Here is a 22074-nt window from a genome sequence, read left to right on the forward strand (position 1 = left end):
ACGATTGTAATTCAATCCACTACCTATATCCTCAATTGTTTCATCTACTATTATCCCTTTTGAAGATGTAAAGTTTAAAAGAAATTCTATCTGATTTTTCAAATCATCTTTTTGCCCATAGTAGAAACTCTAGTATAAATAACTGTCTTTCTATCATTATCAGAACCATTGATGCCTTTAAACACGTTTATCAATATTTTTATTAACTATAGTTTTCTCCTTTTTCATTAAATTTCATAATATTTTTATAATTTAAGTTAAAGATAAATTTGTTTCTAATAAAGTTTATGTTATACTATTAGAAGAATTCAAGAAGTTAATTATAAAGTTAATAACTTGTTAATAATGTAAATATAATATTTAGGTGGTGAGGAAAATTAGTATTAAAACAATTATCAGTATATTATCGGCAAAATTTACACTTTTCTTAACAAAAACTATTTTAAAAGGTGGAACTACTTTTCCTGGTAGAGTTGCCCTAAAAATAGATAAAAATATTTTATCTAAAATTTCAAAAGGATATAAAGTAATTTTAGTAACAGGTACAAATGGTAAAACAACAACCACAAGCATGATTTATAATATTATAAAGGAAAGCGGACATCCTGTTATTACAAATAACACTGGAGCTAACCTTTTTCCTGGTATTGTTACTACATTTGTAGATAGCTTTAAGTTTGGTAGCAAAGTAAAAGATAACTACGCTGTTATTGAAGTTGACGAAGCTAATTTAAAATATATAACAGAATATATAACTCCTGAAGTTATCACTGTTACTAATTTATTTAGAGATCAGTTAGATAGATATGGCGAAGTATATACTACTTTAAATAAAATTTTAGAAGGAATTTATAATGTTCCTGAAACTACTCTTGTTTTAAATGGTGATGAATCTTTGCTTGGGAAATTAGATTTAAAAAATCCTGTTCATTTCTATGGATTTGACAAGGCTATTAATGATAATAAAACCATTGAAATTAATGCAGATGCCAAGTTCTGCAAATTCTGTAAAACACCATATGAGTATAATTTTGTTACATACAATCACTTAGGAGATTTTTATTGTCCAAATTGTGGTTATAAGCGTTCAGATTTAATGTATGCTGTTACAGATATCATAGATATAAATGCTGATAAATCAACTGTTAAATTTAATGATTTAGAAGTATCTATAAATCAATCTGGTACTTATAATATTTATAATGGATTGTGTGCATACTCTATTGCTAAGGAATTAGGTATAGCTGATTCAGCAATTAAGAAATCTCTTGAAAATCAATCTTCAAGCTTTGGTAGACAAGAAACCATTAATATAGAAGGTAAAGACGTGAAAATATTCTTAGTAAAAAATCCCGCAGGTTATAATCAGTCTTTAGATACAATCTGCTTAAATAAAGAAAAATTTGCAGCGGCTTTCTTATTAAATGATAATTATGCTGATGGACAGGATGTTTCTTGGATATGGGATGTTGATTTTGAAAAGCTTACTGAAACAAACATAGATGAGGTTTATATTTCAGGATTGAGAGCTTATGATATGGCTGTTAGATTAAAAACAGCTGGTTTAAATCCTAATAAATTTGTCATAGAGGAACAATACGAAGCTTTAACTGAAGCAATAAAAAATGGTAGATGTGACAAGCTATATATTCTAGCTACGTATACTGCTATGATTAATTACAGAAAATATCTACACTCTAAAGGCTATATAAAAAATCTTTGGTAATTGGGAGGACTAGCTATGGATTTAAATATTTGTCACCTTTATCCTGATTTATTAAATGTATATGGTGATGTAGGAAACATATTAATTTTAAAGCATCGTGCCGAGCTTAGGGGAATTAAAGTAAATATTCTTAATAATTCCTTAAATGATGCTTTTGATGTTGACAATTATGATATAGTACTATTTGGAGGCGGACAGGATTTTGAACAATCAATAGTATCAAATGATTTAAGTGGTGCTAAAAAAGATGCGTTAGAAAAATATATTGAAGCTGGAAAAGTACTTATTGCAATTTGTGGTGGATATCAATTGCTTGGTCAGTATTACACTGCTCCAAGTGGAGAAAAAATAAATGGTTTAGGTATCTTAGATATCTATACTGAAAGTGGAGACACGCGTTTTATCGGCAATACAGTTATATATAATGAAGATTTTAACGAGTATTATGTTGGTTTTGAAAATCACTCAGGCCGTACTGAAATAAATGGTTTAAAGCCTTTAGGAAAATGTGTCCATGGATATGGAAACAATGGAAGTGATGGATATGAAGGTTGTATTTATAAGAATACTTACTGTACTTACTTCCATGGTTCTCTTTTAGCAAAAAATCCTGAGCTTGCAGATAGATTCATTTCTACTGCTCTATCATTAAAATATGGTAAAGAAATAACTCTTGAACCTTTAGATGATAGCTTTGAAATTAAAGCTAAAGAGTACATGATTAATAGGCTTAATAATAAATAAATTACTTATATAGAACGGGGATTTTAAAAATGAGAAAAAAATTTATTAAATCAATTGCACTGTCGCTTCTTGTAGCTGTTACTTTACCATTTTCAGTTAATGCAAAAGCAGCTGAACCAGATATATTAGGAGTTTCTGCTTTAGTTATGGATATGGACACTGGAGAAGTAATCTACTCTAAAAATGCAGATGATGAACGTTCTCCTGCAAGTACAACAAAACTACTTACTTCTTTAATTTTTGCTGAAAACAAAAAGAAAAGTGATTTAATAGCTTATACTAATAATTCAGCAAACCTTACTGAAACCTCTCTTAATGGTTTTATTAGTGGTGGTGTTAAAGCTGGTGATACAATTTCTGCTGATGATGTAATGAAAGCTGTTATGATTTTTTCAGCTAATGATGCTTCTGTTATGATGGCTGAATCTGTAGCTGGAAGTGTTGCTGCTTTTTCTAATATGATGAATGAAAAAGCTAAAGAATTAGGTGCTACTCATTCTAACTTTATTAATCCAAATGGATTAGAAATTAATAGTACTACTCATAATGTAACTACAGCTTATGACTTAGCTCTTATTGCAACGGAAGCTTTCAAATCTGACTGGATAAAAAATGTTATGGCTGAAAAGTCAACAAGTGTATCTGTAGATGGTACTACTATCTTAATCGACACAAGAAATAAAATTTTAGGTAAAGATGGAAATGTTGGTGGTAAGACTGGTAATGAAGATCAAGCTGGTCATTGCTTCGTAGGATACTTCCAAAAAGATGGTAGAAATTTAGTTACTGTTGTTTTAGGATCCGAATATGGTGTTGATGGAACTAACGTATTTAATGATACTTTATCAATTGCCAATTACGGATATACTGCTAAGGAAAGCCTTTATAAAGAAGCTGGTAGCGAAGTTGGTACTGTAACTTTAAACTATAAATTATTTAGATTCTTTGGGCCTACTAAAGAAATAACAGCTCCAATAGTTCTTTCTAAAGATATTAACTTATATAATAATGATTTTAATAATGACCATGCTGAAATATTATATAAAGGTGAAGAAACTAATGCTTGGAAACTTACAGGAAACAAAACTGTTAATTTAACATTAAAGGTAGGACAATTTGAAGAAACTGTTGAAGGAACTATTATTCTAACAACTGGCGATTTATTAAAGGCTAACCTTCCTCTATATGGTGCTGCTTTATTATTTACAGTAATAGTTATTGTACTAGTTGTAGTTCTTATTAAACTTATAAACATGAATAAAAGAAAAAGCAGAAGAAATAGATATTATAGATAATCATTAATTGACAGTTAAATTTGTAATTAGGAAAAGGAATCTCACTAAGGTGGGATTTTTTTTTTATAAATTTATCATTTATCATTGATAATTCATAATTAAGTAAAAGTGTGCTATAATCTAAAGGAAATTTACACGAGAGGATTTAATAAATGATGAATGAAAAAGTTGACTTAAAAGGAAGCGTAATTTTAAACCCTGTTCCTGTAGTAATGGTTACTTCTAGAGGTAATGACGGTAAAGACAATGTATTTACAGTAGGCTGGGTTGGAACAGTATGTACTAAGCCACCAATGCTTTCTATTTCTGTTAGACCTGAACGTCTTTCACATAAATACATATCTGAAACCATGGAGTTTACTGTTAATATGCCTACTTCTAAGCTTACAAAAGCTGTAGATTATGTTGGTGTACGTTCAGGAAAAACCGTTGATAAAATAAAAGAAATGAACTTTACCATGAAAGAAGGAACTAATGTAAGCTCACCTTATATCAATGAATGTCCTGTCTCCATTGAATGTAAAGTAAAGACAGTACTTCAGCTTGGTACTCATGATTGCTTTATTGCTGAAGTGGTTGGTTCACATGTGAATAAAAATTTATTTGATGAAAAAGGTAAGATTCATCTTGAAAAAGCTGATTTAATTTCTTACTGTCATGGAGAATACTTTAAGATGGATACTAATCCATTAGGCTCTTTTGGATATTCTGTAGCTAAAAAGAAAAAAGCTTTACAAAGCAAATCAGTTAAAGCTAAAAAAGATACACCTACAACTAAATCAAAATCAAGTAAATCTAAAAAATTTTTTAATAAGAAAGGAAGATAATTAATGTATATACTTTCATATACCATTCCATATAAAGATTTAGATATGGCTATGGAAAAATTACAAATACATAATATATATAACGCCTTTTACGAAGCACCTTTAGAAATTACTACTGATGATTATGGTTATGGCTATATAGAAAAAGATGATGAAGATATCAATTTAAAAGTTGCAATGGAGGATACTGAAGGAGAATTAAATGAATTTATAGAGCTTGTAGATTCAATCCTTGGTGTTAAGCATATTGGATTAGAGGAAAATACTAATGATTATACTACCTTTGAATTCCCAGCTATTCATATTGATGATACTTGGGTTATTGCCTCTCCTGAAGAAGAATATCCAAATAAAAATAAAATAAATTTCATATCCCAAGGTGCCTTTGGAACTGGTCTCCACGAAACAACACAAGATATTCTTAGACTTATTTTGAATAAATTAGAGCTAAATGATAAAACCGTTTTAGATATAGGTACTGGTTCTGGTATACTTTCCATTGCTGCTTCATTTACTGGAGCTAAAAAAGTTGATGCTGTAGACATTAGAGATATTACCGATGAAGTTGAACTAAATGCCTCATTAAATAACATTAATAATATAAAAGCTATTGTTGGAAATATTTTAGAAGATGAAAGTCAAATTGATGAATTCTATGACTGGATATTTATTAATATCGGTGGTGAAGAAACTAAGATGTTTATGGAATTTATCAATAATCATTTAAATAAAAATGGTAATCTTTTAGTTTCTGGCCTTGTTGAATGGAGCTTTGATGAAGTGAAAGCCAATGTTGAAAAATATGGCTTTAAATTTATAGAAAAGTATCAAACTAATGAATGGTGTACTGCAATATTTAAAAAATCTAAGTAAAATATATAAAGATAGATGTGGCTTAATTAAAATGCCACATCTCTCTTTATATATTTTACTCTTCACCATATAAATATTTATACATTTTATAACTCACTTTTATTTTATCTACATACTTTTTAGTTTCAGCAAATGGTATATTGTATAAGGTCTCTCCATCCTTTGAATATTCGCCATCCTTTAGCCATTCATTGACATTTCCACTGCCTGCATTGTAAGCTGCCAATGCTGTATCTACATTGCCAAACTGTTCTATGAGATTATTTAAATACCAACAACCCATCATTATGTTTATTTCTGGGTTGTACAGCATATGAGGAAGAAAATAGCTTATTTCTACATTAGATGATATCCATTGTCCTGTACTATCCATAATCTGCATTAAGCCCTTAGCACCTTTACTTGATGTTGAATCTTCCTTAAACTTACTTTCAGTTTTTATTACTGATAAAACAAGTAAAGGATCTAAATTATATTCATTGCTATACTTTTCTACATATTCTTTATACTCATAGGGATAAAGATATTTCTTCATACCTTGTTGGATTCCTAAAAAAGCAAGCAAAACTAAAAGTAAAAATGCTATAATTTTTTTTAAATTCATTATCTCTACCTACTTCAAATTACTATTTAAAAAATCAATAAGCAGATCAACCTGTTCCTTAGTTTTAGGTAATATATCATTATTTTCAATGATTATATTGGCAAAATCTTTTTTTCTTTCCAGTGGCATTTGAGAGTTAATTCTATTTATAGCTTCTTCTCTAATCATACCATCTCTTGCCCTTACTCTTTGGATTTGAGTATTTTGATCTACCCAAACTAAGATAACATAATCTACTTCCTTATGCAAATCATTTTCTATTAAAGTAGGTGCATCTAGAATTAATATTTTTGTTCCTTTCTTCTTATGGTTATCCATGCTTTCAAAGATTTCACGCTTTATATAAGGCATTATTATCTCTTCATATTTTTTTCTTTGCTTTGGAAATCTAAATATGTGATTACCAAATTCTTTTCTTCTAAATTCCCCTCTCCAGTCAAAGAATCCAGCACCAAACTCAACTTTAACTCTTTCTAAAATTTCAGGATATTTTTTTAAAACATCTCTTGCAATAATATCTGCATCAATAATTTCAAATCCTGCTTCTTTAAGCATAAATGATACTGTACTTTTTCCTGAACCAATTCCTCCAGTTAACCCTATTGTTATCATAAGCTACATCCTCCTATTTTGCTTCATACCAATTTTTACCTAAGTTCACATCAACATCTAGTGGAACAGATAGCTTAAATACATTTTCCATTTCTTCTATAACTAAAATCTTTACTTTTTCTAATTCATTTGGCTTAACATTTAGTATAAGTTCATCGTGTACTTGAAGTATTATTTCACTAGCTAATCCTTCTTTTTTTAATCTTTCGTACACTTTCACCATGGCAAGCTTTATTATATCTGCTGCACTTCCTTGTATTGGAGCATTCATGGCAAGTCTTTCACCTAAAGATATCACTATCTTATTAGATGATTTTATCTCTGGAATAAATCTTCTTCTATTTAAAAGTGTCAATACATATCCATCTTCTTTAGCACTATCTATGGCACCTTGTAAGAAATCTTTAATCTTTGGATATCTATCAAAATATATTGCCATATATTCAGCTGCTTCTTTTCTGGTTATTTTTAAATCCTGAGAAAGACTAAAATCACTTATTCCATATACTATACCAAAGTTTACAGCCTTAGCTCTACTTCTCATAAGAGATGTTACTTCTTCTACTGGAACTTTAAATACTTCTGATGCTGTCTTTGTATGAATATCACTATGATGCTTAAAGGCATCTATCATATTAGCATCATCTGACATATGGGCTAATACTCTTAGCTCTATTTGTGAGTAGTCACAAGAAAGTAATATATCACCTTTTTCCTTAGGTATAAATACCTTCCTTATTTCTCTTCCCATTTCATATTTCACTGGTATATTTTGAAGATTTGGTTCTGTGCTGGATAATCTTCCTGTAGTTGTTACTGTTTGATTAAAACTTGAATGTATTCTTCCATCAACATCAATAACATTTTTTAATCCTTCAACATAAGTTGAATTTAATTTTGTTATTTGTCTGTAATAAATTATTTTTTCAATGACAGGATGCTTATCTTTTAGCTTTTCTAATACATCTGCATTAGTGGAATAACCTGTCTTAGTTTTCTTTATAACTGGAAGGTCTAATTTTTCAAATAATATCTTTCCAAGCTGTTTTGGTGATGATATATTAAACTCTTCTTCACAAAGATCATAAATTTCTTTTTCAGTATTCTTTATTTCTTCTTTGAACTTTACTGCCAAGCTTTCAAGTATTTCTTCATTAACATTAAACCCCACTACTTCCATACTTGATAATACACCTATAAGTGGATGTTCAACATTATAATAAAGTTCTTCCATACCTTCTTCTTTTATTCTACCTTTTAAATAAACATATAGCTCACTTAAATATTTAATTGCTGATGATGTTTTTTCATCTATATTTTTTTCTAAGTATTCATTAATAAGTTCATTTAAATTATATTTATCTCTTGCTGAATCTATTAAATAAGCAGCAATAGCACTATCAAAATCAAAACCATTAACTTGTGTACCATCTTTGCTTAGTGCCTTTAGTAAATTCTTACCATCATGAATAACTTTCTTTATGTCATCATTTTCCATAAATTCTTTTAACAGAAGATTAGTTTTTGATATATTTTCTTCATATAAACTAGATAAATCTATTTTTACACTTTCATCTCCATTACAAATGTACATATTCTCTACTCTTATTTTTGAATACACATTAGAGTTAGATGTTTCATAAGTAATATATATTCTTTCCTTAATAGTTTTTATGAAACATTTAAAATCATCTAATTTATCAATTACTTTAATTTCTTCTTCATCACTAGCTATATCATCTATATTTTCAAGGTCTAAAACTTCCAAAAGACTATTTAGCTTAAGTTTTTTAAATATCTTCATTAATTCTTCTTCATTACAGTCTTTACCATTATTAATTAGAGTAATTCCTTCTTCATTACCATTTACAGAAATAAGTTTTTTATTTAAAAGTACACTTTCTTTATTTTCTTCAATGACTTTTCTTATTCTACTAGAATTAATTTTTTCACTATTTTCTATTATACCTTCCAGTGAGCCATAAGTTTTTATTAAGCTTAAAGCTGTTTTTTCGCCCAAATAATTACTATCCATAAGTGCTAGTACATCACTATATTGTATTGGCTCTATACCATATGCTTCTATAAATTTTTCTTTATCATAGGTATTTAAACTATTTATTCCTGATTCCACATATATTACTTTTACATTATCATCAATTAATTGTAATAATGTCTTATCTGCTGTAGCTATGTATATTTCCATTGATTTTTTTCTACCATCATTTACAAGAGATGTAATTGTCTTAGATACATCTATATCATCTTCTTCATATATAACAGCTGAAGCATTTTCTAAAATTTCTTTTATATATGGTTTTTGTTCACAAAGGACTTTTGGAATATTTTCTCCTATACTATTTAAAACTGATGCCATTAAATTAGGCTGTATTTTCTTTTTTATATAAAAAAGCATCTTAGTAAATCCATATATGGCATTGGTATATAAGCTTTCTTCATTGCTCATATTAGGTATGGCGTAAAACGCTCTCTTCATTAGACTTTCAGAATCTATAATCAATAATTTTTCCATATTATCCTCCATCTTTTTATACTATTCTTTCATTTATATAACTATCCATCTTTTTGGAAAATAATACCTTAAAATATACTTAAGTCAAACTCTTCTGATAAATCCTTTAATATACGAAGACCACATACACTATTTCCTTTTGCATCTAAAGCTGGTCCATATAATCCTATACCATATCTTCTTGGAACAGTGGCAAGAACTCCTCCACCTACACCAGATTTAGCTGGAATACCCACATGTATAGCAAATTCTCCTGATGCATCATACATTCCACATGTCACCATTATTGTTTTAACTATTCTACATATATCTCTAGACATTAAAACTTCATTGCTCCAAGGAGTTACCCCATCATTAGCTATAACAGCACCAAATCTAGCTAAATCTCTTGCTGTTGCTTCAATGGAGCATTGTTTAAAGTATAAATCAAGTACTTCTTCCACGTCTCCTTCTAAGGCTCCTGTACTCTTCATATAATATGCTAAAGCTCTATTTCTATCTCCTGTAGCTTTTTCATTTAAATATATCTCTTCGTTTATACCTATATGAGGATTGTTGGTAGCTCTTCTCATGAAATTTAAAATTCTTTCTAATTTCCTTTCTTCAGTCTCTCCAAATATTAATGATGTAGTTACAATGGCCCCTGCATTGATCATTGGATTATACGGCCTATTTTCCATGGCTGCCTCTAAATTAACTATACTGTTAAATCCCATTCCTGTAGGCTCTACATTTACTTTGCTGAAAACATTAGTTCTTCCATTATCATTTAAAGCAATTATTAAGCTAACTACCTTAGAAATACTTTGTATAGTAAATTTAACATCGCTATCGCCAGCCCAAAACTCATATTTATCTTTTAAATCCACAACACATATCCCTACTGCTTCTGGATTTGCTTCCATAAGTGCAGGTATATATGAAGCTAATTTTCCTTCCTTTGCATGAACTTTATTCTTTTCTACCAAATTTTCTAATAACTTTTTCATTTGTCTTTCCTTCCCTATATCTTATTTAATTTAATTATAGTTGTTATTTAATTTTTTATCAATGATACTATCTATTTATTCTTTTTAATATTTATTAATTGGCTAAAAATTTATAACATTATATATACATATTATGGTATACTTATTTATATTTTATTTAAAATAAGCTTAGAGGTGTTTAATATGAATATTGAATTATTAAAAAAATATGCCAAACTTGCAGTGGAAATGGGTGTTAACTTACAAGAAAATGATACCCTTTGTATTAATAGTCCTATTGAAACTGCTGAGTTTGCAAGATTTATTGCTGAAGCAGCTTATGCTGTAGGCGCTAAAGATGTTATTGTAAACTATAATGATGCAAAACTTAACAAAATAAGATTATCAAATAATTCTGTAGCTACTTTATCTAACTTACCTGAATGGTTTGGTGAGACATATAACTATTATGCTAGAAACGGTGCATGCTTTATTTCTATCTCTGCCTCCGATCCTGATGCCTTTAATGGTGTACCTATTGAAAATATAGCTGCTTACTCTAAAGCAAGAAGTATAGCTTTAAAAGAATATTCTGAAGCAGCAACAGCTAATAAAGTTAGATGGTGTGTATTATCTTACCCTACTCTTGCATGGGCTAAGAAGGTTTTCCCAGATGTAAATGATGATGAAGCTTTAAAGAAATTAGGAGAAGCTATAATTAGTGCAGTTAGAATAGATGCTGATGATCCAGTTGAAGCATGGAATAAACATAATGCTAATCTTGCCAAAAATCTTGATTTTATGAACAATCATAACTTTAAATCTTTACATTTAAAAAGTAGCAATGGTACTGATTTAACTGTAGAACTTCCTGAAAATCACTATTGGGCTGGTGGAGAAGAAGCTGATACAAAAGGCATCTTATTTAATGCCAATATGCCTACAGAAGAAGTATTTACTTTACCTAAGAAAACTGGCGTTAATGGTATAGTATTTTCTTCAAAACCACTTAGCTACAATGGTAATTTAATTAATGATTTTTCAATAACTTTTAAAGATGGAAAAGCTGTTGATTTTGATGCTAAGGAAGGAAAAGAAGTATTATCTCAACTTCTTGACACTGATGAAGGTGCAAGATATTTAGGTGAAATAGCCTTAGTTCCTTTCGATTCACCAATATCAAATTCTAACTTAATATTCTACAATACGTTATTTGATGAAAATGCAGCTTGTCACCTTGCTTTTGGTAGGGCTTATCCATGTATAAAAAATTCTGAAGATTTAAGTGAAGAACAATTAAAAGAAATTGGTGTTAACAATTCATTAATCCATGTAGACTTTATGATTGGAACAGCTGATTTAGAAGTAACAGGTTATACTAATGATGGAACAGAGGTTTCTGTATTTAAAAATGGTAATTGGGCATTTTAGAAAATGGTTTCCACTCACCAATGGTAACACTAAGTTAATGATTAAACTTTTCATATAACTAGTATAAAAACAATGAAAAAGTGGATGTCGCACTAAAATTTTTATACACAATATATTGTAGTATTTATTCTTAATGCCACATCCCCTTTTATTTTAGTAATCACAGTAATTTTTCCAATCTTTCTCTTATAGCTTTAATAAATCCTTCTGTATCAGTAACTTTTACATCCTTTAACTCTGTAAGAAGTGCCAAATCTTTAGTCATGACACCGTCATTTATGGTATCAATAGATGCTTTTTCTAAATTATGTGCAAAGGTAACAAGCTGTCCTAATCCATCCATTTCTCCTCTTTTCCTTAAAGCACCGCTCCAAGCAAAAATTGTAGCTATAGAGTTAGTGGAAGTGCTTATTCCCTTTAAATAATTATAATAATGTCTTTGTACAGTACCATGAGCTGCTTCATACTCATAATATCCTTCTGGTGAAACAAGAACGGAAGTCATCATGGCTAGTGAGCCAAAAGCTGTTGCTATCATATCACTCATTATATCACCATCATAATTTTTAAGTGCCCAAATAAATCCACCTTTTGACTTTATAACTCTTGCAACTGCATCATCAATTAAAGTGTAAAAATACTCTATTCCAAGGCTATTAAATCTTTCTTTATATTCCTTTTCATAAATTTCTGCAAATATATCTTTAAAAGTATGGTCATATTTTTTAGAAATTGTATCCTTAGCAGAAAACCATAAATCTTGCTTAGTATCTATGGCATAATTAAAACAACTTCTAGCAAATCTTTCTATGGAATCTTTCTTATTATGCATTGCCATAACAATTCCTTTTTCATGAAAATCATGGATAAGTTCTTCACTTACTTCTCCATTATTATCTTCAAATACAAGTTTTACCTTTCCAAAGCCTGTAATTTTCATCTCTACGTCTTTATATATATCACCATAGGCATGTCTTGCAATGGTTATTGGCTGTTGCCATGTTCTAATATATGGCTTGATAGACTCTATAATTATGGGACTTCTAAATACTGTTCCGTCTAAAATAGCCCTTATTGTTCCATTGGGACTTTTCCACATCTCTTTTAAGTTATATTCTTTTACCCTATCTTTATTTGGAGTTATTGTGGCACATTTGACACCTACACCATATTTTTTAATGGCTTTAGCAGCGTCTACAGTAACTCTATCATCTGTTTCATTTCTATGTTTTAATCCTAAATCATAATATTCTGTTTTCAGTTCTATAAAAGGTTCTAATAGTTCCTCTTTAATGATGCCCCATATTACTCTAGTCATTTCGTCTCCATCCATTTCCACCAATGGATTAATCATTTTTATTTTGCTCATAAATACACCCCCTTATTTCCTTTATTATACAATTGTTTTATGATATTATCAAAATTTCCCTTAATATTTTTATTCCATCAATAGCTTTTAAATTTGCTATAAAGCAAAAAAATCAGCTTTTCAGCTGATTTTACTATTTTACATCTTTATAATCTACATCAATTATTTCTCCATCTTCTGAATCAAATGGGCTTTCTTCCTCTGATGGTTTTGTTGTATATACGCTTCCTTGTTCATGTTTTTCTTTCTTATAATCCAATGTACCTTTAATCTTTCTATATATAAAAATTATTAAAGCAGCTATTAATACATATGGTAACATAAAACTTACAAATTTAAATACTAAAACTAATATAGCTATAGTTGTTGCTAAATATAATATACTTCTTAAACTTCCATTCATTAAAATAACCTCAACTCTCCATTTTTTCTTATCTGTTGAATATATTATACTACCTTAGTCCACATTTTGCAATATAAGTTATTAATTATTTTTAAAAATGGTTTTTTATATCATTTAACATGGTGTTATTATAGATATAGTACAATTTGCTTAAGCATAGTATTCTATAAGACTTTTTAAAAATAAAAAAGCTTCCACTGGATATTTTCCTATAGATGTTTCTCCTGCTAATAAAAAACCATTGATTCCATTTACTATAAAACTAAATATACTTTCTACTTCTGTATATTTTGCTCTATTACCTTTAATCATGCTATCTAATAAATGAGTTGCCATAATTATTTTATCTTCATAACCTTTTTCTTTTAGCTTATTTATCGCTATATATTGATTTTTCACAGCATCTTCAATTCCACACTCTGGCATTAAATCTCCTCTTGCAATAATAACTTCATCTACACTATCACAAATTTTTTCTATACTGTTAATGCCTTTTTCCGTTTCAATTTTACCATAATATAATATCTCCTTATTCCTTTTATTATTTTTTTCCACAAATTCTTTTAACTCTATAATGTCTTTTTCACTCTCTACATAAGATTGACAAAAACTATCCAAGTCGTGATTTAATCCCCAAATTATACTTTCTTTATCTAATATGCTTAATCCAGGGCCATCTATGGTTAATTCAGGAATATTACATCCTTTTCCACCTCTAATTATCCCTTCATTTAGTACTCTTGATTTAATTATACCTTTACTTTGGTCTAAAACTTCAAAATTCATGGTATCATCTTTCATAGATATTTTATTTATTTTATTTTTATTTATATTACTACTATTAATATTAAGTGGAATTAAACTCTTTAAAAGCCTTTCATCTTTTAATAAATAATCATACATATCTTCTCCACAAAAATATACTATATCTTCCATATGTATCTTATATGTTGAAAAAACTTTTTCACTTACTCTTACTTTACGTCCTCTTAAATCTCCAATTATTTCAACCTTGTTATTAATATTTCGTACTTCTGATACTATCTTATGAAATTCTTCATCATGAAAATGTGAAAAATTTAGTCTAATGCTTTCTAATCCTGAGGTAATTAACTGTTTTAAGACCTGACTTTTCATGGAGCTTGGCCCCATAGTAGCTATAATTTTCATCATAACCTCTTTATCGTATTATTCTATTTAATTTTATTAATTTTATTTTTTTTTATTACTTTTATGTGCACATTTTATATAATCTCAACATATTATATTAACAAATAACATAATTTTCTTATGTTATTTATGGATATTTAATTTAGGATGTGATATTTTGAAAAAGTTCACAATAAAAGTTTTAGTCACATTATCTAAATTAAATAACGCATCAAAAATCTTATTGATATTAGCTACTGTTTGTTTAATTCAAACTATCTGTGTAATGTTATTTAATTTAGAAGGTTCCTCCCCTTCTGAAGTTACCATTCGTTCAACTATGTCATCAATTTTTGGATATTTTTTTGGACAACAGTGTAAAAATCACTTTAATATAGTTAATTATAATAGCCAAATATACTTTGCAGGGTTTATATCTTTTATAACTTTAGGGGCAGCAATTTTAATGACTTGGCTTCCTATTAATCAAAATACACCAGCAACAGCCGATATAAGAAATCTTTTATTAACCACAGTAGGTTTTCTTATATGCATGGTTAAACAAGTTGATGAATAACATCTCAAAAAATCGTAAAAAGGAGCTATACTAAATGCAAGGTATAGCTCTTTTCATTAACTAAAATAAATCTGTTCTAAATATACTTAATGTTTAATAAATATAAATAGAACTTTTATTATGGAGGATACAATGAAATATATAAAATTAATATTTACAATTTTCATTTGTTTTATTTTATGTGGTTGCTTTTTAGATGATCCTAAATATATAACTTTTGAAACTAAACCTACTACATACTATTATTCAGATGAATTATATAGCAAACTTAAGGAAAATCCTTCATTTACATTGCAAGTATTTGATTGTATTTTATATAAATATTATGATGTACCAGTGGATGATTATGATATTGTTGAATCCTTCCTTACTTCTTTGCACACAGAAAACTATTTATTAGAACTTCCTGATGAATTTAAAGAAAGCAAACAACAATATAGGCTTATTATTTCCTTCGGTACTTCAAAATATATTATTAATGCCTATTCTCCAGATTTAGATACAATCCATCCTTACGATGGTTCATTTCAAGAAGATATTATTGACAGCACAAAGAATGTTGATGCACGTAATAATATTTATGATTTTTGCGTATATGTCATAAATAAAGCACAAAGTAATTAATTTTCAATTGATTTTATTTCTTCTAAGAGCTCAAAGGCTCTTTTATTTTTTAAAGGATGAATTGCATATGGAGCTATTTCACAAAGAGGCTCTAAAACAAATTCTCTTAAATGCATCAATGGATGAGGAAGAACTACAAACTCATCATTACTTACTAAATCATCAAATAATATTATATCTAAATCTATGGTTCTTGGTCCCCATTTAATTTCTCTTTTTCTCTCTAAGATACTTTCAACTCTTAAAAGTTCAGCCATTAATTCCTTTGGCTTTAAATATGTTTCCACTTCTATTACGGCATTTAAAAAGTCTTCTTGATCTTCTTTGCCCCATGGCTTAGTTACTAAAAGTTTTGATTCTTTTTTAACCTTTGTTCCTTCTAGCTCATTAATTTTTTCTATGGCACTTCTAATATATTGCTCCTTATTACCTATATTACTACCTAATGCTATATAAGCTTTATGGCGAGCAATTGTAGTTTCCACTGCTGCATAGTCTAAATGTCTTGATATTGGAGCCCATGGTTTCTTTAATGATATCTTTACTTCCTTTACTACTTCATAAGTGTCAAGTACATAGGCTCCTACTTTATATACTAAAGTTTCTAATAAGTCACAAAGCTCTTCTTTAAATACTTTTTCTACATTATGACATAACTCTCCATAATGGACTGAAGCGCTTAAATCTCCATCTTTAGCAGCTTTGTGAAAGTCTAAAGATAATTCCAGTGATAATATAAATTTCTGCCCTAAAGCTTTTTCTTCTTGAAACACTCCATGATTGGCAAAAATCTCTATATTTTTTAAATATATTTTATCCATTTCTTCTCCTTACTTTGCTTTAAGGATTGTATCTGTCATCATACATACCCTCTTATTTTCTAAAACATCATGAACTCTAATTATTTCACAACCAGCCATTATTCCTATTACTGTTGTAGCAAGAGTTCCTTCTAATCTTTCATCTACTGGTAAGTCCAATGCCAAACCTATCATTGATTTTCTTGAAGTTGCAAGAAGTACTGGATATCCCATATCCTTAATCCATTTTAAGTTATTCATCACCATAAGATTTTCTTCATATGTCTTGGCAAAACCTATACCTGGATCTAATATTATATTTTCTTTCTTCACCCCTGCTTCTAAAGCAATATTTATACTTTCTTCTAAATCACTGATGAATTCTTTTTCTAAATCTTCATATGGCTTAGCTATTCTATTGTGCATTAATATGCAAGGAACATTATACTTAGCTGCTATCTTTGCCATAGCCTGATCCTTTTTAAAGCCCCACACATCATTGATTATATCTGCACCAACTTTTATGGCTGCTTCTGCTGTAGCACTATTATAAGTATCAATGGAAATAACTACATCCATTTCTTTTCTTATAGCTTCAATAACTGGAACAACTCTACTTATTTCCTCTTCAATGGAAACAATTTTTGCACCTGGTCTAGTAGATTCTCCGCCAATATCAATAATATCTGCTCCTTCAACCACCAGCTTTCTCACTTGTATTAATGCATCATCTATTTCATTGAATTTTCCTCCATCAGAAAACGAATCTGGAGTAACATTAAGTATTCCCATAATATATGTTCTTTCACCAAAGTTAAATTCAATATTTCTAATTTTCAAAACTTTTCCCCCTAAACCTTAGTACTTTATCTCTAAATTTCTTTTTTCTAAAGTCCAATTGCACTCCTTGGCGGCTCTACATTTATAACATGCCCTTGAAAGCTTATCGCTTTTATAAATAATAGCGTTTAAATCATTACTTTCACAATTTCTATGATTTATAATTGCTTCTAAAATCATTATTTTTTCTTCTTCTTTAAAATCTATATCCTTAAGGATTTCTTTAGCTATATTAAAACTTGCAATATGATGACCAATTCCTTTTTCATACTGCTCTACCCTACCAATATCATGTAAAAGGCCAATGGCATAAATAACTTCCTTTGAATACTGTAATTTTTTTTCTAAAATCATCATATAAGCTATTCTAGACATATCTAAAAAATGTTCTAGGTTATGTCTACAAAATTCTCTTTTTTCTTCATATGCTTCTAACTTATTTAAATACTCCTTATAAAGAATATTATTAAATATCTTATTAACTCTTTCCATAAATCTACCTACTTTTGTAATAACATCATAACTTCTCTTCTTAATGTAGCATCTTCCTTAAAAATACCTCTATATGATGTGGTTACAGTTTTTGTACCTGGTTTTTTAACACCTCTCATAGTCATGCACATATGTTCTCCTTCAACTACTACCATTACTCCTTCTGCATCTAAGTATTTCATTATGGCATCTGCTATTTCACTGCTTAATCTTTCTTGTAACTGTGGTTTTTTTGCATATAATTCTACAGTTCTTGCCAGTTTTGAAAGTCCTGCAACTCTTCCTCTAGGTATATATGCTATATGAGCTTTACCATAAAAAGGTATTATGTGATGCTCGCACATTGAGAAATATGTAATATCTTTTTCAATAACTAAATCGTTATTTTCCACTTCAAAAGTTTTTGATAGGATTTCTTCTGCATCTTTTCCTAATCCTGAAAATACTTCTTCATACATTCTAGCAATTCTTTCAGGTGTTTCTACTAGTCCTTCTCTTTCTAAATCTTCTCCAATTCCTTCAAGTATAAGCTTTGCTCCAGCTATTATCTTTTCTCTATCCATACAACGTTCCTCCTAATTTATAAATTGCTCATATTCACTTCTGATTTTTTCTACCACATTTGTGTTATATTTTTTTTCTTCAAATTGTACAACCTTCATTATCCCTAAAACTGAATTAGTTATAAAAACTTCATCTGCACTATATAAATCTTTTTTATTTAAATGTTTTTCACAAACTTCAAAATTTTCTATTACCCAATTTCTTACCACTCCTTGTAATATGCCATCACTTATCTTTGGTGTATAAATTTTTTTATCTTTGATAATAAATATATTACTAGTTGCACCTTCAGCTATATTCCCATAAATATTTAAAAATACAACTTCATTAAACCCTTCTTTATTTGCTTTATTATACTCATAAAGATTTTCATTATAGCTTAACGACTTAATATAAGTCATGTTAGAAGTAGGATTTCTTAAAACAGATGATAACTTTAGATTAAATCCATTTTTGTAATCTTCTTTAGAATATTTTATTTTTCTTGTGGAGAAAACTATATTCTTTTCTGTTACCACAATTTTTAATACTATATTTTTAAGCTTTTCTTCCTTTATAAAATTTTTAATAAATTTAATATCAATATGCTCTCCTAACCCCATTATATCTATGGATTTATTTAGCCTATTTATATGTTCTTCTAAAAATATAGCTTCTTTTTTTATTAAAATTGTTTCAAAAACTCCCTGTGCAAAATAAAAGCCACCATCAAGCTTTACATAATCTTTATTATAGCTTATTTCTCTCATTATAACACCTTCATTAATGCTTTTGCTTTATCTAGCGTTTCTAGATATTCATCTTCTTCAATGGATTCATAAGTTATTCCTCCACCTACACCAAAATACGCTTTATTATCTTTCTTTAATATTGTTCTTATAGCTATATTAAAATCACTGTTACCTCTGAAATCAAAATATCCTATGGCTCCTGTATATATATTTCTTTTTAAGCCTTCTAACTCTTCAATTATTTCCATAGCTCTTATTTTTGGTGCTCCTGTAATAGAGCCACCTGGAAAACACTCTTTCATTACCTTCACAGCTGAAACATCATCTTGAAGCTCTCCTTCAATGGTGGACACAAGGTGGAATACTGTTGCATACTCTTCTAAAGCAAATAACTCCTTTACTTTTACTGTGCCAGGCTTACATACCTTACTAAAGTCATTACGTTCTAAATCAACAATCATTAATAATTCTGATTTATCCTTTTCACTATTTATAAGTTCCAACTTATTTTTTTCATCTTCCTCTATAGTATTCCCTCTAGGTCTTGTCCCTTTTATTGGTCTAGTATGAGCAATTCCGTCTTTTATCTGAATGAATCTTTCTGGTGATGAACTTATTATTTGAAAATCATGAAAATTTAAATATGCTGAAAAAGGAGCCTTATTAATCTCTCTCAGCTTTTTATAGATTGTAAAGCTATCTTCTTCATTGTGGCAATAAAATCTTTGTGTCATATTGGCAATATATACGTCTCCACTTCTTATATATTCCTTAAGCCTTGTAATTGATTTTTTATATGCTTCTTTTGTAAAATTAGAAATAAATTTATCTTCTTGGTTATAGCTGAATTCTTCCTTCTTTACTTCTATTTGCTCTATTTTTTCAATGATACCTTCTACAATTTTTTCTTCATCTGCAAAATATGATATATATTGCTTATTTTCCATTAAATCAAAGATAATAATATTTCTATAAAAAACAAATTTCATATGAGGAATTTTAAAATCTTCATCACTACTATCTGAAATTTTTTCAATTATCCTTCCTGTATCATAAGATATGTATCCCATGGATCCCCCTATTAAAGGAATATTAGTTTTTTCTACCACCTTATTTCTCGTTAATAATTCATCTAATATCTTAAAGGGGTTTCCTTCTACTTTCACTCCATCTATATAGCCATCATTTTGAAAACTAGAAAAAGTCATATATGGATTTAATCCTATAAAGGAATACTTTGATAACTTTTCATCTTCTTTAGAACTATCTAAAATAATAGTATCTATCTCATATCTAAAAGCTTCATAAACTTCACATGGATTTAAATTTAGCTTTATTTCTTTTAAATGTATGTTCATTTTTTGCTCCTATTTATAATTATTTACTATATTAATAAAATTCTTTAATATTTTATGTCCATCTTCTGTAAGTTCTGCTTCAGGATGAAATTGCACTCCATATATAGGATAATCTTTGTGCTTTACTGCCATGATTACATTATCCTCAGTTTGACATATAATTTCTAATTCTGCTGGTATGCTACATTTTTCTATTTCTAAAGAATGATATCTTGTAACTTTTAAAGGATTTTTAACACCTTTGAATATATGCTGATTATTATGTATAACTTCACTTATCTTGCCATGCATAGGAATTTTTCCCTTAACAATTTTGCCACCAAAATAATGTCCAATACATTGATGTCCAAGACATATGCCTAAGATAGGTAATTTCCCCTTAAATCTTTCTAAAATTTCAAGACTAATCCCTGCTTGTTTAGGATCCTTTGGCCCTGGTGAAATAACGATTCCCGTTATATCCATATTTTCTATTTCATCAATGGTAATTTTATCATTCCTATAAATTATTATTTCTTCATCTAACTCCTTAAAATACCTTACTAAATTATATACAAAAGAGTCATAGTTATCTATCATTAATAACATTTTTTCTCTCCTTTTTTATGCATCCTTTTACAAATTGTGCTACAATATTTATTGATTAATTATATCATATGTTCTTGTTTAATAAAAACTATTAGTTGAAGGGAGAATTTAACACTTATGACAATATGCGATTTACATACACATTCTACAGCTTCTGATGGAACATCTTCACCTTCAGAAGTTGTTAAAAGAGCTAAGGCAGCTAATGTAAAATACTTAGCACTTACTGACCATGATACTGTTTCTGGTATAGAAGAAGCCTTAAAAACAGCTAAAGATCTTGATATAACTTTTATTCCTGGCATTGAATTATCTACTTATTTTAATAAGGAATCTATTCACGTTTTAGGATTTTTTAAAGGTGATGGATATAAAAATAAGGAATTAAATGATTTCTTAGATTCAATAAAAACAAAGAGAATTGAAAGAGCTAAAAAGATAGTAGAAAATTTATCAAAATTCCATGATATTCATATAACTCTTGAATCTATTATGAAAAATGGTAAAGATACCATAGCAAGACCTCATATAGCAAAAGCTATAATGGATGCAGGGTATAGCTATGATAAGGAATATATCTTTGAGCATTTCATTGGAAATGATTGTCCTGCTTACATTCCTAGTGTGCAAATGGATACTAAAGAAGGTGTAGAACTTTTAAAGAAACATGGTGCTATAGTAGTTTTAGCTCACCCAGTGCTTTTAAAGAAAAACTCTTTCCAAGATGTATTAGCACTTGGTTTTGATGGTCTTGAAGGAATATATGCCATGAACTCTAAAGAAGATACAGAAAAATTCTTAAGCTTTGCCAATGAACATAACCTTATCACTAGCTGTGGCTCAGACTCCCACGGTGGAGAAGATGACATTAAACATGGTTCATTAGGCTCAATGAAAATGGATGAAGAATGGCTTACTAAATTTTTAACTAAGCTTAAAGCTTAGCTAAAAATTTATAAAAATAAA

At 28.8% G+C, this 22074-nt stretch carries 23 protein-coding genes and 1 pseudogene; 9 read left to right on the forward strand and 15 right to left on the reverse strand.

From position 1 onward, the window contains the following. Positions 1-152: pseudogene (locus tag H8R92_RS13235) on the reverse strand (recombinase family protein); the annotation flags it as partial. Between the two features lie 215 nt (positions 153-367). Between H8R92_RS13235 and H8R92_RS11555 the strand changes: the two are divergent. From H8R92_RS11555 to H8R92_RS11575, 5 genes are all read left to right on the forward strand, one after another. Then, a complete protein-coding gene (locus H8R92_RS11555) occupies positions 368-1726 on the forward strand; it encodes a MurT ligase domain-containing protein (protein WP_186835526.1) in 1359 nt (452 codons plus the stop codon). Positions 1727-1741: 15 nt separating this feature from the next. Then, positions 1742-2470 carry a type 1 glutamine amidotransferase gene (locus H8R92_RS11560; RefSeq protein WP_022212798.1) on the forward strand — a complete coding sequence of 243 codons (729 nt, stop codon included), beginning with the start codon at positions 1742-1744 and terminating at the stop codon, positions 2468-2470. Between the two features lie 29 nt (positions 2471-2499). Further along, entirely contained in the window at positions 2500-3765 is a 1266-nt protein-coding gene (locus H8R92_RS11565) for a D-alanyl-D-alanine carboxypeptidase family protein (protein ID WP_186835527.1), read from the forward strand. A gap of 155 nt (positions 3766-3920) precedes the next feature. Beyond that, entirely contained in the window at positions 3921-4592 is a 672-nt protein-coding gene (locus H8R92_RS11570; protein WP_186835549.1) for a flavin reductase family protein, read from the forward strand. 3 nt (positions 4593-4595) lie between these two features. Continuing rightward, entirely contained in the window at positions 4596-5465 is an 870-nt protein-coding gene (locus tag H8R92_RS11575) for a 50S ribosomal protein L11 methyltransferase (RefSeq protein ID WP_186835528.1), read from the forward strand. A 55-nt stretch (positions 5466-5520) separates the two neighbouring features. On the opposite strand, the gene H8R92_RS11580 is transcribed toward H8R92_RS11575, so the two are convergent. From H8R92_RS11580 to glsA, 4 genes are all read right to left on the reverse strand, one after another. Then, positions 5521-6069: a lytic transglycosylase domain-containing protein gene (locus tag H8R92_RS11580; RefSeq protein WP_022212802.1), complete on the reverse strand. Its 549-nt coding sequence runs from the start codon at positions 6067-6069 to the stop codon at positions 5521-5523. 9 nt (positions 6070-6078) lie between these two features. Next, positions 6079-6681 (reverse strand): dephospho-CoA kinase, encoded by a 603-nt coding sequence (gene coaE, locus H8R92_RS11585; RefSeq protein WP_022212803.1) that lies wholly within the window; start codon positions 6679-6681, stop codon positions 6079-6081. Positions 6682-6694: 13 nt separating this feature from the next. Next, positions 6695-9214, reverse strand: coding sequence for a DNA polymerase I (gene polA, locus H8R92_RS11590; RefSeq protein WP_186835529.1), 2520 nt, complete (start codon positions 9212-9214; stop codon positions 6695-6697). A gap of 68 nt (positions 9215-9282) precedes the next feature. Next, the gene (gene glsA, locus H8R92_RS11595; protein WP_186835530.1) at positions 9283-10203 is read right to left on the reverse strand and encodes a glutaminase A; all 921 of its coding nucleotides are present in this window, start codon (positions 10201-10203) and stop codon (positions 9283-9285) included. A 183-nt stretch (positions 10204-10386) separates the two neighbouring features. Between glsA and H8R92_RS11600 the strand changes: the two genes are divergently transcribed. Continuing rightward, on the forward strand, positions 10387-11613 hold the full coding sequence (locus tag H8R92_RS11600; protein ID WP_186835531.1) for an aminopeptidase: 1227 nt from the start codon (positions 10387-10389) through the stop codon (positions 11611-11613). A 160-nt stretch (positions 11614-11773) separates the two neighbouring features. Here H8R92_RS11600 and H8R92_RS11605 read toward each other — a convergent pair whose 3' ends face one another. The 3 genes from H8R92_RS11605 to H8R92_RS11615 form a co-directional block, all read right to left on the reverse strand. Next, positions 11774-12982, reverse strand: coding sequence for an NADP-dependent isocitrate dehydrogenase (locus H8R92_RS11605; RefSeq protein ID WP_186835532.1), 1209 nt, complete (start codon positions 12980-12982; stop codon positions 11774-11776). 133 nt (positions 12983-13115) lie between these two features. Further along, positions 13116-13385 carry a hypothetical protein gene (locus H8R92_RS11610; RefSeq protein ID WP_186835533.1) on the reverse strand — a complete coding sequence of 90 codons (270 nt, stop codon included), beginning with the start codon at positions 13383-13385 and terminating at the stop codon, positions 13116-13118. A 150-nt stretch (positions 13386-13535) separates the two neighbouring features. Continuing rightward, complete coding sequence (locus H8R92_RS11615) at positions 13536-14558, reverse strand: pyruvate kinase (protein WP_186835534.1); 1023 nt, start codon at positions 14556-14558, stop codon at positions 13536-13538. Positions 14559-14712: 154 nt separating this feature from the next. Between H8R92_RS11615 and H8R92_RS11620 the strand changes: the two genes are divergently transcribed. After that, a complete protein-coding gene (locus tag H8R92_RS11620; protein ID WP_186835535.1) occupies positions 14713-15111 on the forward strand; it encodes a hypothetical protein in 399 nt (132 codons plus the stop codon). Between the two features lie 132 nt (positions 15112-15243). After that, positions 15244-15735, forward strand: a complete 492-nt coding sequence (locus H8R92_RS11625; RefSeq protein WP_186835536.1) for a DUF4883 family protein — start codon at positions 15244-15246, stop codon at positions 15733-15735. Here the strand turns inward: H8R92_RS11625 and folK are convergent. The 7 genes from folK to H8R92_RS13240 are packed head-to-tail and all read right to left on the reverse strand — an operon-like array spanning position 15732 to position 21108. Continuing rightward, positions 15732-16556, reverse strand: coding sequence for a 2-amino-4-hydroxy-6-hydroxymethyldihydropteridine diphosphokinase (gene folK / locus H8R92_RS11630; protein ID WP_186835537.1), 825 nt, complete (start codon positions 16554-16556; stop codon positions 15732-15734). The genes H8R92_RS11625 and folK overlap by 4 nt on opposite strands. 9 nt (positions 16557-16565) lie before the next feature. Then, positions 16566-17375, reverse strand: coding sequence for a dihydropteroate synthase (gene folP / locus H8R92_RS11635; protein ID WP_186835538.1), 810 nt, complete (start codon positions 17373-17375; stop codon positions 16566-16568). Positions 17376-17393: 18 nt separating this feature from the next. Continuing rightward, the gene (locus H8R92_RS11640) at positions 17394-17867 is read right to left on the reverse strand and encodes an HD domain-containing protein (protein ID WP_186835539.1); all 474 of its coding nucleotides are present in this window, start codon (positions 17865-17867) and stop codon (positions 17394-17396) included. A gap of 8 nt (positions 17868-17875) precedes the next feature. Next, positions 17876-18430, reverse strand: coding sequence for a GTP cyclohydrolase I FolE (folE, locus tag H8R92_RS11645; protein WP_022212815.1), 555 nt, complete (start codon positions 18428-18430; stop codon positions 17876-17878). A gap of 12 nt (positions 18431-18442) precedes the next feature. Further along, positions 18443-19180 (reverse strand): aminotransferase class IV, encoded by a 738-nt coding sequence (locus H8R92_RS11650; protein ID WP_186835540.1) that lies wholly within the window; start codon positions 19178-19180, stop codon positions 18443-18445. Beyond that, the gene (pabB, locus tag H8R92_RS11655) at positions 19180-20520 is read right to left on the reverse strand and encodes an aminodeoxychorismate synthase component I (RefSeq protein ID WP_243166661.1); all 1341 of its coding nucleotides are present in this window, start codon (positions 20518-20520) and stop codon (positions 19180-19182) included. Before pabB ends, H8R92_RS11650 begins: the two co-directional genes overlap by 1 nt. Positions 20521-20529: 9 nt before the next feature. After that, entirely contained in the window at positions 20530-21108 is a 579-nt protein-coding gene (locus tag H8R92_RS13240) for an anthranilate synthase component II (RefSeq protein ID WP_243166662.1), read from the reverse strand. Between the two features lie 117 nt (positions 21109-21225). On the opposite strand from H8R92_RS13240, the gene H8R92_RS11660 reads away from it, so the two are divergent. Beyond that, positions 21226-22053, forward strand: coding sequence for a PHP domain-containing protein (locus H8R92_RS11660; protein ID WP_186835541.1), 828 nt, complete (start codon positions 21226-21228; stop codon positions 22051-22053). Positions 22054-22074: the final 21 nt, after the last annotated feature.

Origin of the sequence: Clostridium lentum, assembly GCF_014287815.1 — a bacterium.
Classification (GTDB): Bacteria; Bacillota; Clostridia; order Clostridiales; family Clostridiaceae; genus Clostridium; species Clostridium lentum.